Source organism: Klebsiella sp. PK18 (assembly GCF_057784655.1).
The window spans coordinates 3,396,694-3,411,736 of record NZ_CM173493.1 but is presented as its reverse complement, the minus strand read 5'-3'; the positions used below and the strand labels follow the sequence as shown (position 1 = coordinate 3,411,736).

Annotated in this window: 18 protein-coding genes; 13 read left to right on the top strand and 5 right to left on the bottom strand. The window is 49.4% G+C overall.

The features are described from left to right. Positions 1 to 25 precede the first annotated feature (25 nt). Both AC3EMD_RS16765 and AC3EMD_RS16760 read right to left on the bottom strand, forming a co-directional pair. Positions 26 to 148, bottom strand: a complete 123-nt coding sequence (locus tag AC3EMD_RS16765) for a hypothetical protein (RefSeq protein WP_014228882.1) — start codon at positions 146 to 148, stop codon at positions 26 to 28. A 299-nt stretch (positions 149 to 447) separates the two neighbouring features. After that, complete coding sequence (locus AC3EMD_RS16760; protein ID WP_012542200.1) at positions 448 to 837, bottom strand: helix-turn-helix domain-containing protein; 390 nt, start codon at positions 835 to 837, stop codon at positions 448 to 450. A gap of 101 nt (positions 838 to 938) precedes the next feature. Here AC3EMD_RS16760 and AC3EMD_RS16755 point away from each other — a divergent pair, with 101 nt between their 5' ends. The 6 genes from AC3EMD_RS16755 to AC3EMD_RS16730 all read left to right on the top strand — a co-directional run bounded on the left by AC3EMD_RS16755 (position 939) and on the right by AC3EMD_RS16730 (position 5,733). After that, positions 939 to 1,154: a transcriptional regulator gene (locus tag AC3EMD_RS16755; protein WP_012542199.1), complete on the top strand. Its 216-nt coding sequence runs from the start codon at positions 939 to 941 to the stop codon at positions 1,152 to 1,154. Between the two features lie 2 nt (positions 1,155 to 1,156). Continuing rightward, complete coding sequence (locus AC3EMD_RS16750) at positions 1,157 to 1,711, top strand: toxin YdaT family protein (protein ID WP_014907826.1); 555 nt, start codon at positions 1,157 to 1,159, stop codon at positions 1,709 to 1,711. Between the two features lie 51 nt (positions 1,712 to 1,762). Then, a complete protein-coding gene (locus tag AC3EMD_RS16745) occupies positions 1,763 to 2,746 on the top strand; it encodes a DnaT-like ssDNA-binding domain-containing protein (RefSeq protein WP_021462582.1) in 984 nt (327 codons plus the stop codon). Continuing rightward, a complete protein-coding gene (locus tag AC3EMD_RS16740) occupies positions 2,658 to 3,203 on the top strand; it encodes a replication protein P (protein ID WP_223168508.1) in 546 nt (181 codons plus the stop codon). Before AC3EMD_RS16745 ends, AC3EMD_RS16740 begins: the two co-directional genes overlap by 89 nt. Before the next feature lie 13 nt (positions 3,204 to 3,216). Then, positions 3,217 to 3,657, top strand: coding sequence for a PerC family transcriptional regulator (locus AC3EMD_RS16735; RefSeq protein ID WP_021462584.1), 441 nt, complete (start codon positions 3,217 to 3,219; stop codon positions 3,655 to 3,657). A gap of 312 nt (positions 3,658 to 3,969) precedes the next feature. Then, positions 3,970 to 5,733, top strand: coding sequence for a sensor domain-containing phosphodiesterase (locus tag AC3EMD_RS16730; RefSeq protein ID WP_064151304.1), 1,764 nt, complete (start codon positions 3,970 to 3,972; stop codon positions 5,731 to 5,733). Between the two features lie 343 nt (positions 5,734 to 6,076). Here AC3EMD_RS16730 and AC3EMD_RS16725 read toward each other — a convergent pair whose 3' ends face one another. Then, positions 6,077 to 7,438 (bottom strand): YncE family protein, encoded by a 1,362-nt coding sequence (locus tag AC3EMD_RS16725; protein ID WP_048333319.1) that lies wholly within the window; start codon positions 7,436 to 7,438, stop codon positions 6,077 to 6,079. Between the two features lie 654 nt (positions 7,439 to 8,092). Between AC3EMD_RS16725 and AC3EMD_RS16720 the strand changes: the two genes are divergently transcribed. The 4 genes from AC3EMD_RS16720 to AC3EMD_RS16705 all read left to right on the top strand — a co-directional run bounded on the left by AC3EMD_RS16720 (position 8,093) and on the right by AC3EMD_RS16705 (position 10,911). Next, the gene (locus AC3EMD_RS16720; protein WP_082228295.1) at positions 8,093 to 8,326 is read left to right on the top strand and encodes a DinI family protein; all 234 of its coding nucleotides are present in this window, start codon (positions 8,093 to 8,095) and stop codon (positions 8,324 to 8,326) included. Positions 8,327 to 8,668: 342 nt separating this feature from the next. Beyond that, positions 8,669 to 9,061 carry a LexA family protein gene (locus AC3EMD_RS16715; RefSeq protein ID WP_117112837.1) on the top strand — a complete coding sequence of 131 codons (393 nt, stop codon included), beginning with the start codon at positions 8,669 to 8,671 and terminating at the stop codon, positions 9,059 to 9,061. Between the two features lie 199 nt (positions 9,062 to 9,260). Then, positions 9,261 to 10,292: a DUF968 domain-containing protein gene (locus tag AC3EMD_RS16710; protein ID WP_064151303.1), complete on the top strand. Its 1,032-nt coding sequence runs from the start codon at positions 9,261 to 9,263 to the stop codon at positions 10,290 to 10,292. 16 nt (positions 10,293 to 10,308) lie between these two features. After that, complete coding sequence (locus AC3EMD_RS16705) at positions 10,309 to 10,911, top strand: hypothetical protein (RefSeq protein ID WP_023297381.1); 603 nt, start codon at positions 10,309 to 10,311, stop codon at positions 10,909 to 10,911. A 236-nt stretch (positions 10,912 to 11,147) separates the two neighbouring features. On the opposite strand, the gene AC3EMD_RS16700 is transcribed toward AC3EMD_RS16705, so the two are convergent. After that, a complete protein-coding gene (locus AC3EMD_RS16700) occupies positions 11,148 to 11,357 on the bottom strand; it encodes a hypothetical protein (RefSeq protein ID WP_131027455.1) in 210 nt (69 codons plus the stop codon). 1,125 nt (positions 11,358 to 12,482) lie between these two features. Further along, complete coding sequence (locus tag AC3EMD_RS16695) at positions 12,483 to 12,818, bottom strand: hypothetical protein (RefSeq protein ID WP_064160814.1); 336 nt, start codon at positions 12,816 to 12,818, stop codon at positions 12,483 to 12,485. A 1,022-nt stretch (positions 12,819 to 13,840) separates the two neighbouring features. On the opposite strand from AC3EMD_RS16695, the gene AC3EMD_RS16690 reads away from it, so the two are divergent. Genes AC3EMD_RS16690 through AC3EMD_RS16680 form a run of 3 tightly spaced genes read left to right on the top strand, consistent with a single transcriptional unit; the run spans position 13,841 to position 14,900 of the window. Beyond that, positions 13,841 to 14,056 (top strand): class II holin family protein, encoded by a 216-nt coding sequence (locus tag AC3EMD_RS16690; protein WP_021462597.1) that lies wholly within the window; start codon positions 13,841 to 13,843, stop codon positions 14,054 to 14,056. After that, on the top strand, positions 14,056 to 14,553 hold the full coding sequence (locus AC3EMD_RS16685; protein WP_023159886.1) for a lysozyme: 498 nt from the start codon (positions 14,056 to 14,058) through the stop codon (positions 14,551 to 14,553). The genes AC3EMD_RS16690 and AC3EMD_RS16685 overlap by 1 nt, the downstream gene beginning before the upstream one ends. Continuing rightward, positions 14,550 to 14,900, top strand: coding sequence for a hypothetical protein (locus AC3EMD_RS16680; protein ID WP_064160813.1), 351 nt, complete (start codon positions 14,550 to 14,552; stop codon positions 14,898 to 14,900). Before AC3EMD_RS16685 ends, AC3EMD_RS16680 begins: the two co-directional genes overlap by 4 nt. Positions 14,901 to 15,043: the final 143 nt, after the last annotated feature.

Sequence of the window (15,043 nt, the reverse complement as noted above, 5' to 3'; positions counted from 1 at the left end):
CACCACGAAGCGCGCAGGATTTCCATTACATTTCAGAAGAGGCGCAGTCTGCCGGCTTACCTGAAAGCGCCGCGGTAAACTCGCTGAAACTCAGCGCCTCCTCACCTTCAGAGAGGCTTTCAAAATAGTCTTCATATGCTTTATCCATACTCATTTCTTTCCCTTAAGGCCGGGCAGCCGAACGTTGAACCTGCTGCGATTGATATTGCTGTCATCTCATCCGGTGTTTCGTATGCCGCCGGCAGCTACTTCGTGGGCTTCCTGCCTCGATGACTTGCTGCGATGGAATGATTAAAGCATTGGTTTATGTTTGATGTCAACATTGGATTTATGCAGATGCAAACTTTTGCTTTAATCGAGACAGGGGAGCTGTTGGAGTGATTGAGGCTGCGCGGCAGGCAAAAAAAAACCGGCATTTGCCGGTTTCATGGGGTGAGATCAGAGATGTTAGTTAGTGTCGCTAGCCTTAAATCGACCACGGAGATATTTCTCAACATAATCATCGATTTCTTTTAGGCGGACTTCAAACGTATCAATCATTCTCTCTTGTTCAGCCTCAGGTAACTGCCTAAACAGACGTAACATTTTGCTCTCATTTGGCTTGAGGCCTGAATCTTCAGATACTTTCTCTCCAAGCAACCAAGTTACAGACACATTGGCAGCTTCCGCGAGGGCAATTGCGGACTTTTTACTGATTACTCCTTTCTTAAACCACCCATTCACCGCTTGAGGTGTAACTCCAGCAATGCGAGCCATATCCGCCTTGCTGATCCCTCTTTGAGTAATTTCTTCCAAACGAGCAATCAGTTGGTTGTTGAGTTCTTCAGTGTTTTTCATAAGCCCATTGTAAAGGTTTAGTTTATAGTCACAATAAATTAAAAATTTGCATTGAATATAAACCTATGCTTTATTATGCCTAACTTAACGAGGAGATAGATATGACAGCCCTTGATAACGCAATTCGAGTAGCTGGCTCAGCCAATAAATTAGCATCAACGCTTGGAGTAAGCGGCATGGCAGTAAGTCAGTGGAAAACAAAAGGTATTGTGCCTTCATCGCGAGTTTTACAGGTTTTTAATGCAACGGGCGTTACGCCTCATGAATTACGTCCTGATCTATATCCGAATCCGACGGATGGAATACCTAAGGAGTGACCATGCAAACCACCTCTTTTGAAAATCATACTCCGGTGATGAGTATGCAACTGAAAACGGAAAATCAGTATTTGCCCCGTCGGCGTGACGGCAAGAAATGCCGAGCCATTTTGGCCGCCGTTCAGGAATGGGAGTCCTCATTACCTGGGCGTGCGCAAGACCACGTCGCGCAGCTGGTGGCCGAACAGTGGGAGAAACAAAACGGGCGCGGTATCAGCGTCAATAAACAAAATCTGTATCGCTACCTGAAAAACGAGGGCGGTTCAGAGAAGTACACCAGTTATGTCATCCAGCTTTCGGCGGCGATCGCTGATGCAATGCCGATAGAGATCGCGCGCAAACATGGCCTAAAACATGGCTTAACTGAAACTGAGCTGGTGGCCAATGCAATCAAAGAATGCAGCGAAGCGCACCAGGCCAAGTTACTTGGCGCACCTCTGCAGAAACTAGAGCGTGAAATACGGGAAGCTGCAATTGCACTTTTTAACATGCTCCCTGCAGATGCGGCGGGACCACTACTGGCGAGCATCAGCGCCGTAGCGCCGCAATTTTTTTAATCGAGTTTTGACAATGACCACCAGCACCAGCTGGTTAATAAGAGGTTTCAGATGGCCCGCATCAGAACAGTTAAACCTGAATTCTGGACAGATGAGAAGGTGGTGGAATGTTCAATTCCAGCGCGTCTCCTGTTTATCGGGTTGTTCAACTTCGCCAACGATATGGGATGCCTTGAGCGTTCGCCAAAACGGTTGAAGATGCAAATCTTCCCTGCGGACGCGCTCGATTGCGAACCACTAATACAGGAACTGATTACTCATGGATTACTCACTGAGTATTCAGTGAATGATGTCTGCTATTTGCAGATTAAAGGTTTCCTTAAGCATCAAAAAATAAACAGGCCTTCGGCCTCAAAAATACCTCTTCCGCCAGAATTCACTGAGTCTAAGGCAGGAAAGGAAGAAAAGAGAGTCCCTAATCAAGGAGGGCTCAGTGAGGACTCAGTGAATCCTCATGGAGGACTCACTGACGGAAAAGGAAGGGAAGGGAAAGGAAAAGGATCAAACCCCACTCTCTATGCGCAGGAGAGAAATTTTCCCCAGCAACCTCAGTATCTGCCTGGAGTGGATATTCCGATCGGGAAATTCGCCATGCACGACCTTTGGCTGCCGTCACAGGACTGGCCGCGACTGGCTGCTACCTGGGGTATAGCGCTTCCCGAACCGGCATACCTGCCGACAGAGCTGGCAGAGTTCACCGCGTACTGGAAATCCGAGGGGAAAGTGTTCACTCAGATTCAGTGGGAGCAGAAATTTGCCCGCAGCGTGATAAGTGCCAGAGCCAAATCTAAACCACAACCAGCAACCGGAGGAAAAGACCATGCAGGAATTCAACCAGTTAACACCGCATCCCGGGCAGTTCAGGAAATTCAGGCAGCCAGAGAACGCTGGGAAAAGCAAAACGGACTTGCTGGCGGCGGATACGGCATGGCGGCTTTGGACAGTCATGGGGGAAATATTTTCGAACCGGTGGACCCAGAAGAACGGGGCGGCGCCCTCGGATATGTGGATTGCCCAGATTGGATCGATGAGTGAAGCCCAGATTACTCTGGTCTGCAGTCAGTGCATGGAGCGCTGCGCCGCGGGTAACACATGGCCACCGGATCTGGCTGAATTCGTTGCTCTGGTATCTGCCAGCGGTGCTAACCCGTTCAATCTGACATCCGAATCTGTAATGGCGGAATACAAGCGCTGGAGGAATGAGTCTTACCGATACTCGGGCAGCGACAAATACCCATGGAAACAGGATGTTCTCTATCACATTTGCATTGAGATGCGCAGAACCGGAGTTGAGAGGAACCTGACGGAGGGAGAGCTGAAAAAACTGGCAGAAAACTTACTTACGAAATGGACCAAACACCTGGCTAACGGGTTTTCGATTCCGCCAATTCGTCAGCAGTTGGCAGCACCGAGACATCCAGCGGGACCGACGCCAGCACAGATTCTGATGGAAGAGTACAAACGCCGCAAGGCGGCAGGTTTAACCAAGTAAACGAGTTTTGACCATGGCCAAACAATCAAAAACCAAAGTAACCAAAGCACAGATGGTGCTTGCCATCGTTAGCCGGACGCCAGAATGCGTCCTGCAGGATGTCTGCGATGCGCTCGACTTGCAAGCCAGTACAGCAGGTAACTTGCTGCGGCAACTCCATGCCGCGGGAAAACTCCATCGTACCCATAACGGTTGCCAGTATGTCTACCGGGTTGTTGCAGGCGTTGAGGTTCCCGATGTTGCCCTGCCGCAGACTGCAACACCATTATCTGAAGAGGATGTGAAAAAAGTCCAAAACGCACTGTCCCTGGCGAAGACGCTGGAAGACAAAAAGCTGTGGCGCCGGGCTGCGACTGTTTACACATCGATGCTTGGGATGACTACAACAGCAAACGAACTCTGGTTGCTTGCCAAAATGCGTAACCGCTGCCTGCGCAATGCGACGAGGTGCTGATTATGCCTAAAATGGAATCAACAGCATCTGGTACGGGATGTTAAAGCTAAGTTCAAATATTCCGGGATGAGGCAAAGCTGAGATGTCCGCTGAGTGCCAGGAGCGGACATTACTGACACAAACACAACCAGCAAATGGATTACTGGGCAGCCGGGGGCGACATTTCCGGGAGACAATCAACTGGAAACATTTTAATGTGAAAGTTTATGCAGGTCACAGCGTATGTATTACCATATGCCATTGGAAGAATGATGCATGCTACCTTTGAGTGTGGAATAACCAGAAGCCTATTGCGCCGGAGGATGTCTTGCCATGTTGACCGATCTCAGCAGAGATGAAAGTAAAAGACTTGCGGCAATCGACTTGTTGAAAAATCCTGACAAGGGCCGGGATGATGCGTTAAAAAAATATACTCATCTAATATGCCAATTGCTGAACATGCCGATGGGCTTTGTTTCTGTTCTCGATGAAGAAAAGCAATACATCAAATCAGCCCAAAATGTTGCCGTCACGGAAATCAGCCTGAGCGAGGCATTTTGCGTACAGACCCAGGAACAGAGTAAGACATTCATTTGTCATGACACTCATCAGCACCCTACCTTTCGTGACTATCACGCGGTGAAAGAGGCTCCATTCATTCGCTTTTATGCAGGCTGCCCACTTAAAACCCAGGATGGAGTACCCATAGGTACCTTGTGTATCCTCGATACTCAGCCCAGGGAACTTTCAGACGAGCAGCTCGATCTTTTTGAAAAGATTGCAGGACTTATATCGGATTTTCTGGCCTCGTGGCACTCCGTCGGCTACCTCGATATAGTCACGCTATTACCAAACCGGCAGCGACTGCTGAAGGATATAGAGGTTTCAACTGAAGGCGCATTCAGGCTCGTCATTATTGATTGTATTGATATGCCATTAGCCTACGAAATGGCTCGCTCCCTCGGTATGACAGCCGTAGAAAATCTACTTCGTAATATGGTCGCAGAGCTGCAGATCCGCCTGCCTTTAGAAGGGCCGCTCTACGCCGTGGCAGTTGGACGATTTGCCTTTTTTACCCATAAGGAAAAAACTCGGACATTAGAAGATATCTCTCAAAGCCTTCAGGGGATCCAGGCCAGGTTTACCCCTGAAGTTCCCCTTGATCTGGATATTCACATGGGTGACTCCGGGCTTTGCGATAAATCTCTGACATCGAATGAAATACTGCGCCGTGCAGTCAGCGCATTGCATGAAGGGATAAGTCAGGGGCGCCGGTTTACAGTTTATGATGACGCACTGGATAGCCGTAAGAAGACTGATTTCAGCCTTCTTACTGAAGTTAGACAAGCGCTACAAGAAAACCAGGGCTTATATCTGGTTTATCAGCCGAAAATCTCACTGGTGACAGGGCGTGTGACGGGAGCCGAAGCTTTGCTTAGATGGCAACATCCTAAAAACGGCGAAGTGTTGCCGGGTGTGTTTATTCCTCTGGTCGAAAAGACCAGCCTGATGCGTGAACTCACAGCATGGGTTATCGATCACACGATTGTGCAACTGAGTGCCTGGCAAAGCCGTGGAGTTTCTTTACCTGTGTCGATTAATCTGGCTGCCAGTGATTTTTCAAGACCAGATTTCTGCGATGAGCTGGAACAGAAAATGCTGGACGCGCGTCTGGATCCCGCCCTGCTGGGGGTGGAGTGTCTGGAAACCGAGAAGATGCTGGAAAGCCCCGCTGCACTTATCGGCCTGGACATGCTCAAACAACGCGGATTTAAAATATCTCTGGATGATTTTGGTTCCGGATACAGCAACATTAATTACCTGCGACAAATCCCGATGGACATCATCAAGCTTGACCGCTCTATTGTGAGTAAGGTTGCTGGCGACAATGCCAGCCGCATCATTGTTCGCAACGTTATCACACTCCTCAAGCAGCTCGACTATATCGTTCTGGCCGAAGGAGTCGAGGACGCCAGGACCGTTGATATTTTAAGAAGGCTGGGCTGCGATGAAGTTCAGGGCTATTTTTTTGCCAAACCGATGACCCCTGATGCTTTTGAAACCTGGTATCACGGCAGAGACGAAGCCTTAAAGTGAACGAGTATTAAGTAAATACGTATGCTCGCCTGCCCGTAATATACAAATAAGAAGGGAACTGGTCATCCTGACCTGCTCTCCATTGATTATCAGAGGCCGATGCTCGTCCTGCATCCGGGTAATCATGACAAATTCTCACTTCCGCTTCTCGCTCAAAGCAGCCTCTTAGAGACTTGCGTGCGGAAAGATTCGGGTTGCATTTGGGGATCGCAATGGACATCAATCAGCATCGAGGATGAATACGTGAATACTGGGCAGGTATGCCGGATACCCCCTCCCGCTCCACGGGCGGAAGGGGGTAAATAATAATGTCAGGCCGGTCTGCCCGCGAATAAAGAAGTCGCTATTTTTTTTGGGTGATTTTCGTCACTGAACCTGTTTGAGTTTTGTCCCCGACAGCGCCGTACATCGACACCACATAAACGGCGCCATCAGGCGCGGCAGTCAGGTGGTTTGGTGTTTCATCCATCGGAATATTAGCGACCAGTTTACCGTCCTTGTTCAGAACAGCAACGGTTCCACCTGCACGCGTGGCGGCGAAAACCTGAGACGTCACTGGATCCCAGACGACAGATACGCCTCCGGCACCAATATAAGTATCTGCGAGAACCTTACCGTCCGCATCAAGAACCACGACATTGTTCGTTTCCTGGGAAGCAACGTAAAGACGGCCAGTCGCCGGATCGCGAGTGATGTCTGTTGCCCCCTGCGCCTCAGGCACTTTCACCGTCGTGCTCTTACCCGTTTTGAGATCAATCCAACCTACCCATGGCGTATCACGGCTGACGCCGAAAAGTTTCCCTCCTGCACTGTCAAGGGCAAGATCGGTATTGTTAAACATGTTTTTGCCATGTTCCACTACGAACTCAAGTTGACCGATGTGTTCAAGTGATTTTGTGTCATATACCTCGATAAATCCGGTCAGCGCTGCACTGACATAGGCACGATTGTGGGCTTCATCAATAATAACATCGCGTGGATGTACAACAGACCCTTCGGGAAAGACTTTCACCACAGAAAGGGTCTTTGCGTCATAGACGGTCACCGTCTCGGCAAGCGTGTTCGTCGTCCATACATGGTTATGGGCATTATCAACACCGACTCCGAATACTCCAATCTGCTCTCCCTTTTTGTCTTTAGGCAGCGTCGCCTCCGCTTCGACAGCCAGCGTTCCTGCGTTCAGTCTCATCAGCCGGCTACCATCCTTCGGGCCGCGTGCAGAAGTCACGAAGAGCTTCCCATCGGCCGACACTGCCGACTGGTAAGCCCGCTCACCGACGGGAATTGTTTGCAGCCTGAAAGCCTCAGTGTTTTTCGGGGGAACAACCTTGGACAATTTCAACATAACCTGCGAAACGCTCGCGGGATTTTGCGTGATAACAGTGAGTGGATGAAGGCCTGTAGCAGCGTCGGCCGGAACGTTTAGTGGAATAGTGAGATTTCCCTTCTCATCGGCAGCCAATGGCTTCGGCGTAAGGACTTCAGCACCATTCAGCATGGTGACAGTCGCACCTGTTGGCAGGTTCTTAATCGTGATCACCGTGTGATCTCCGGGCTTAACAGGAACTTCCCGAGATCCGGCACGAATACTACCTGGAAAGGTCGTGGTGGCTGCTGCCCATTGACTATCGGCGTATGCCGTTACGACGGTTGATATTGTAATAGTGGAGGCCAACAGCACTGAACGGACTGAAATTGTTCTCATCTTATCTCCATAAACTGTATTGATGCTGCATCTCAATGCAGCCACAGATTATTCCTCACGTACTGAGTGTTACCTTCTGCTATGAGAAATATGTCTTGTTATGAGCATACTCAATATATCACGTTGATGTAAATGATTATCATTACTGTTTTAGTGGTATATGAATGCCAGGAGTTTGATGTTCAGCGAGCTGAGTTTAGGGGGATCGCATTGTGCCAAGTGCGGACGCTCAGGAATTTAGTTTCAGCCACTTTAAAAGCGAGGTAAGCGACTCGACAGGTCCAGCATGACTACCAAGTGAGCGGGTTTCATCCCAGGGCATTGCATCATCAGTGCAGAAGTCTCCTGCACATTCCATTTCAAGACGTTCGTCAATTAAACCAACATTACAGAAGCATGTGACCGGGTGTTGCCACTTGTGTACTGACCATCTTAATAAATTCGAGTGTACGCCAGAGGTAGCAACGTTTCTTATCAACGGTGTTGATCACCACAAAAATGACTGTATCCCTGTGATAGCGGATTTCGTCCTTTGTGGAGAAAAGATCAATCTAAACATGAGCATGGGTTAGCGAAAAGTGGCATTAAACGCTTGAACATTTCACCTAACAAGTATACTGTTTATTTATACAGTACTTGCATGAGGAGCTAGTTATGAAAGTGGAAATCACAATTGATCGCCAAAAAAAATTGCCGGATGGCGCTGTGCCTGCTCTGGAGAAGGAGCTACTGCGGCGATTGGAGCAAAACTTTAATAACTGCAGTCTTGTGATTCGTCGGGCCAGCTCTGATGGGTTGACCGTGCTTGGTGGAATGGACGGAGATAAAAAACGAGTAGAGGAAATCCTGCAGGACACCTGGGAAAGCGCTGATGACTGGTTTTGTTAAGCTGAGGTCCAGTGGCTTGCCTGGTTTATTTTGAGGATTTGGCTGTGAGTAAAAAACAAGAAATGCCGAACACCGGCTATGCAATTATCAGATGCGACGATGGGGTGATAGTTGCTCGTCTGACATCCTTTCCTGTGTGTGAGCGCGCTTTGATGTACCGGCGCGGCGACACTGTTTCGTTTATGCCTCTGCAGCCGGATGAGATCGTGGGGACTCTCTCTCTTTTTTCACAGATGATTGAAAAGGCTAGGTCTGGAGTTGGTTACCAGGTTCCCCCGGGTTCTGTTACACTCCCGTCATAGGCCTGAACAACCTATACCTGCTGCGTCACGGAGAGAAACCATGACGCAACCCCTCGAAGTATCAAAATCCCATCAGACTGGTGCTCCTTCATCGAGCGCCGGTTTGCTTTCGTCTTCAAAACTAACTTTTCGACAGCAGGAAGTTTTTGACCTGCTGGTGGCCTACATCAATCAGCATGGCTACCCACCTACGCTATCTGAACTGGCCGATATGCCCGGCGTTAGCTCGTCTAATGCTGTCCTGTTGCATCTGCGTGCGTTAGAGAGAAAAAATTTTATAAAACTCTCTCGCCGTGTCTCCAGAGGAATTTCCATCGTCGGGCGAAAGGAGCCTGTGCTCGCCGTGCAGCTGCTGCAGGAAATGATCGCTGAAGAACCCGGCGCGCGTGAAAGAGCGATTGAGTTTTTACGACTGTTCGGTGATCAGCCATGAAGAAAAGTTGGTTTTTACACGAGCAACTTTCAGAGGCTGAAGCTACAGAGCTGGTGGAGCGATACCGTAAAAATAACTTTGTGGTTGAGAAAAGCTTGTCCAGAGACTTTGCATCGTGGGAGATCCGCGTGCTGTTGCCGGAATCGAAGAAGCCGCCACGGATTGACAGGACCTACATACAGAAGATGTGGAGGGACTGATGCGAGCTTTGCTTAACGTGGATATTGCACGCCATCTTGGAATTGTGCTGCTTAAGCCGGGTAGTGAATTAATGCCGTTATTCGGTGCCGGCCGGGTTCTTGTGGAAATACCGCCGGCAAGCATGAAAAAGATACCCAGCGGGCGTCTTCCTGATGCCCGGCAGCCGTTGCGGGATGATATGGGGCTCAGACCATTTTTCATGAAGAAAGCTGTTATCACTGCGGCTGGTGGTGTTAGTGCTCTAGAGTCATGGTTGCGCCGGCAGGTTAAAAACTGTCAGTGGGCACATTCCGATTACCATCACCATGAGCTCGTCCCGTTTCGCCATTCGACGGGTGTAATAATCGCATGCTGGCACTGTGATAATGAGCTGAAAAACCAAACGGAACAAACCCTTGATCAACTGGTCGGTGTTAATAACGCTGACTGGGTAATCGACACTGCCCGCATCGCGCTTGGGCTGGACGCTCAGCGAGCATTGTCACTGGCGGAGCTATGCTGGTGGGCGGTAGGCGCCGGGATTGGCGATGAAATTACAGAAGAAATGGCGCGCCGATCCCTGCGTATTAAAGACGATGGCATTAAATCTGTTTACAGGGAGAGTGAGATCGTTCCGTCGGTACCGGCCACCAGCATTCTTTCTCCCCGTATCGAAAAAGCAATCAGGCCAACGGCAAAAACAACGCCGGGCAAACCTCTGGTTCCTGTGAACGTCGATCCTGTTGCACCGGCGACACTATTCGCGAGACCTAAGCGGAGCCGATGGTTATCAGCTGACTTTATCTCATGGGTTAAAAAACAGCCGTGTATGTGCTGTGGGCAGCCTGCAGATGATGCCCATCATCTTATTGGCTGGGGGCAGGGCGGCGTAGGCACCAAGGCCCACGATATTTTTACGATCCCATTATGCCGCAAGCACCACCGTGCTTTGCACCATGACCCTGCCGCTTTTGAGCGTGAATACGGCACCCAGCCGGTATTGATTATTAAATTGCTGGACCGGGCATACGCGCTCGGCGTTCTGGCGTAGTAAGGAGAAGAACAGAATGACACCACGTCAACGCCGTCTGCACCGTGCAGGATTAGAAACAGTGGCCGCCGCCCCGCGCAAAAGCTGGCTGGGCCGATTCACTCCCCTTAGTGGCATTCAGTCCGCCTGGATAAAATCTCTGCTTACTGTTTGGGGGGAAGGGATGAGAGGAGGTGCTGCCCCGCGTAAACCATCAGGACATTCATGCTGGCGAGGAATGAAGGGTGATCACTGGTCAGATAAAGCATTAGAACGCTTTACGGCAGCAATCGAGCAGGCAAGAAGTGAAGGGTATCGCGGGCGACAGGCATTAAGCAGGGCGCATGCCATTTTGTGGCCGAAGCCTGCAACGGTCGCCATTGACGCTGCGATCACTGAGGATGATGTTGAATTTGTTGAACGATGTGTACTGGCGATATTTGAAACGGGTGATCCGGTTTATCTCGTTGGCGTTAACTATTACACCACCCGCAAAAAAATCTCAGACATAACACGGGAAATACAGCTGGTGGCGCCATGGTTAACAGACAGTGAGGCCCGGAAAAGAGTGCGCTGGTGCCTTGAAATATTCAGAGCAAAAGCTTTCCTTTCCGTTCATAAGGCGATTCATGCGGATTAGCAAAAAGTGCTATGTTTCCTGTTTGGTATTGAAAACGGGCCAGAAAGTTAGATAATCCCTTTATGCTTGGCAGAGCTGCGCCACTCGGCAGCGACAAAAAGCGACAATCTGAATATAACGAAGACCCCGCCCGTGCGGGGTTTTTGCTTTCCGGCGATACGACAGGGGTATTCGCGAGATGCGCTGCATCAATACCCCTGTCATATCGTCGTGTTGCATACGTAATCTCACAGGCTTCAGCGTTCACCGGGGATTTTTAGTAATATTTTGAAGATCTTCAGGGCATCGGTTGTTAACTGATCATGTTCGCGAAAGTAACTGTCACACGCTGCCTGCTTTTGAGCAGGGGATAGATTGGGATTACTTGTTAATTCGGAAGTTTTAGCTGCTATTTCTGCCAAACGTTCAAAAATCTCTGAAATTCTTTGGTTATCAGTAGATAGCATTTTACTTACCTCGTATTTACCTGATATCAGTGGGTGCTGCATTGAGTCAGGGCTTTGCAATAGCTTCAAGTATTAGAATGCATACAATTTAAGTGGGCTGTTGCTGGCTTACATTATGGCAGAGGCGCTGGCGGTATGGTCAGATATTGACACTTTGAATGTTTGCATCCTAAATTATTGATGTGGTGAATCCCCCTATGCGGAGGGGCGACCAGTCAGTTACAGAAACCTGTAAATGCAGCGCGGGCCATGCCGACTGGGGCATGCTCACCGGGAGGCACCCGGCACCACACTGATGCCTTAACATAGTGACTGTAATGACAAAACCTTAGCTCTTTATGTCTGTCAGTCTATGATTAACGAACGTAACGGTAAAAACGAAGGCTTTCCTGGTAAATCGGTAGCTCGGACTATTAGGTACACCTTCCTTTCGTTACTGCCTTGGTAGCCGACTTTCCTCCAGCTTCTCTAAGTGGTTTTTTTGTTCATAATCTGCTCGAATTTGTGGCGAGCTTCCACAGATTGATTTTCAGTATGGTTATACTGTGAACTTATTTCCTTAGTTGATAACGATTATTGTTATCACTCCTTGCCTCGTTAAAGAGCTAACACCGCGTTACATGCGTATTCCGGGGATAAGCGCCGGAAAGGGGATGTGACTAAATGTATCGAGACCCAGCTCCTGCGGGGTTTTCTTTTCCAGTGCCCCTTCAATAGTTGCAGAACCTTTACATTTTTATTGATTAGGTTCTTAATCCACCCTGAGGAACACAGAATAAGAAGGTGGAGTAGTGGATCTCATTGAGTTGGCAGAGGGCGTAATCTGGCTATTGCTTGTAGTTCTCGCAACGTTTTTAATTGACCTTTGGTTCAGGCGTAAATGATTTCGTTATTAATGAGTTGAAGTAAGCATAATTCTCAAAAGGCTCGCATTCGCGGGCCTTTTACGTAACTGCAATCCCGTCAGGGCTATTGGATAGAGCTGTGCTGCGCGACACGTCAATGCCATTCCGCGCAGAGTCCTGAACCAGATTGGAAGATGCCACTCAGTGGTGGCAGCACCGACGGCGCGTTAAAGAGCACCGCCGGGGCCCTGGTGGGCTATGACCAATTTGTGTGAACTGACTAACCTTTGTCATTGTGTATATCGGAATTACCATCAGGAGGTGCTCGGTCTGTCTCATAGTCATTTGCGGAGTAACAGCGGACGGGAGCGGAATTGGATGGCCTATCGTCGTCGTCGATAGTGGCTATTTTGCATAGCTCACCATCAGCCGTATTAAACAACAGAACCTCGGTCACATCTCCTTTGGCATTTTTCTTTTTTTCGATAAGTTGCCATGTTCCTGCTTGATTTTCGTATTTAGCATGCGGCTCGTCAGGAATTGGTGGGGGAGAAGATCTAGCATCATCACACCCGGAGATGCAAATCATGACAAGAACCGGAAGAAATTTGTTCATGTGATTACCTTGATTTGGCAGAATTTATCGGTAAGACGTTAGATGTTCATGAAAGTTCACTATTGACTTATTCAATTCGGTAACCTGTATGGCTCACATTCGCGGGCTTTTTCATCTATGCACCTGTGCCGGTGCATATCATCCTCAGAGCCTTAACAGGCGTGAGCCGATCAGTGGATCCTATGCATCCTGTCAATATATGTAGGGGCTGGAAAAGGATTATGCCAAAGTCGAGAGCAACGCCAAAGGCGGTGCGCGCTCGCTGGCGAAATTCACCACAGGCGAGTATGACGCCTTCCTCTGGGTATCTGCGCCGGGCCGGTCGAATAAGTTTCTGGGCGCTGTTTGCCGTTGTGCTGGTTGTAGAATGGCACTGGCTGGCATGCTCATGGATGTGCTGCTGGTTATCCTCGAGGCGTTGGAGGTCTGCAGGTGCTGGTCATTTACAAGAAAAACGTGACTTTGTGCAAAAGGCATAGAAATGATGCCTTTGACAGAATGCCTGCTATTGACGATAAGAGTGATAGCATCATAGATTGTCGGCGTGGTGAATCCCCCTATGCGGAGGGGCGTAAACAGCATTGTTATTATCTGCTAAACCGTATGCGCGAGTCATGGTGGCTGACCAAATGCTCACCGGGAGGCACCCGGCACCACACTTCCACTAAACATATTTAAGATTTATGGCAGGTTTACTTTTGCGGTTGCCCTTCTATGTTTATAGAACGTAACGGCAAAAGTGAATGCTTCCTGGTAAATCGGTAGCTCGGACTATTAGGAGTGCCTTCGTTTCGTTACTACCTGGAATGCCTACTTTCTGCCCGCCTTCAGGCGGGCTTTTTTACGCCATCAATAGGGCGCTTCAGAAAGAAAAGGTAAACATCATTTGAAGGCTGCGCTTTGCGTGGCCTTTCTTATTTCAGGCTCACGGGAACCATCATCGATACGGCTCGTTGTTAAATCAGCCCGATGGGCCTGACCCCCTACACGCACAAAGCACCCCGTTAACCCGGAGGTGGAGTATGTATCGAATGGACAAGCTAACAACAGGTATTGCCTACGGAACTTCCGCAGGTAACGCGGGGTTCTGGATGTTGCAATTGCTCGACAAAGTATCCCCATCCCAGTGGGCCGCTATCGGTGTTCTGGGAAGTCTGGTATTCGGCTTGCTGACATACCTGACGAATCTGTTTTTCAAAATTAAAGAAGACCGGCGAAAAGCTGCTCGAGGTGAATAATGTCTCCGACACTACGTAAAAGCGTTCTTGCGGCGGTCGGCGGCGGGGCCCTGGCGATTGCCTCTGCACTCATCACTGGCCCGACGGGTAATGATGGGCTTGAGGGAGTGCGATACGACCCTTATCAGGATGTGGTAGGTGTCTGGACGGTTTGTTACGGCCACACAGGGAAAGATATCATGCTCGGCAAAACCTATACCGAGGCAGAGTGTCGGGCCCTACTAAATAAAGACCTGAACACCGTCGCCTGGCAGATCAACCCTTACATCAAAAAACCGATCCCAGAAACAATGCGTGGGGCTCTGTACTCATTCGCCTATAACGTCGGAGCCAGGAACTTCCAGAACTCTACTCTGCTTCACAAAATCAACCAGGGGGACCAGAAAGGTGCGTGTGATCAGCTGCGCCGCTGGACCTATGCCAAAGGTAAGCAGTGGAAAGGACTTATTACCCGGAGGGAAATTGAGCGTGAAGTGTGTTTATGGGAGCAAAGATGAGTCGCTTAACCGCCGTTATCATCGCAATAGCAATCCTGCTAATGTCCTGTGCCATTTCATGGCGTATGGGATGGAGTTCCCACGCTGATCACATCAATGCTCAGGCTGCGAAGAAGAGAGAGAAGGCCGAGAATGCCATTAAGCCTGTAGAGGAAAAGGCCGCTACTGCTAACGAAGCGGGTAAGGTCATCTACAAAACAATAACCCGCGACGTGGTGAAATATGTTCAGTCTCCGAATCGTACTGTGTGTAGGTTTGATGATGCTGCTGTGCAGTTGCGTCAGCACGCCATCGATGCTGCCAACTCCATCCCCGGATTTGATGAGTCCGCCGTGCAAAGCAAGTGACGCAGGGAATGACAGCGATGAAGATTTACAGTCTGATGTAGAAACCGCTCAATGCCTGCGCCAGCTCCGTTTGGATAAGTATCGCTGGCAGGCGTACTATCGGGCGGTGAGTAAGTAACAGGCATAGCACATGAAATAAGTGG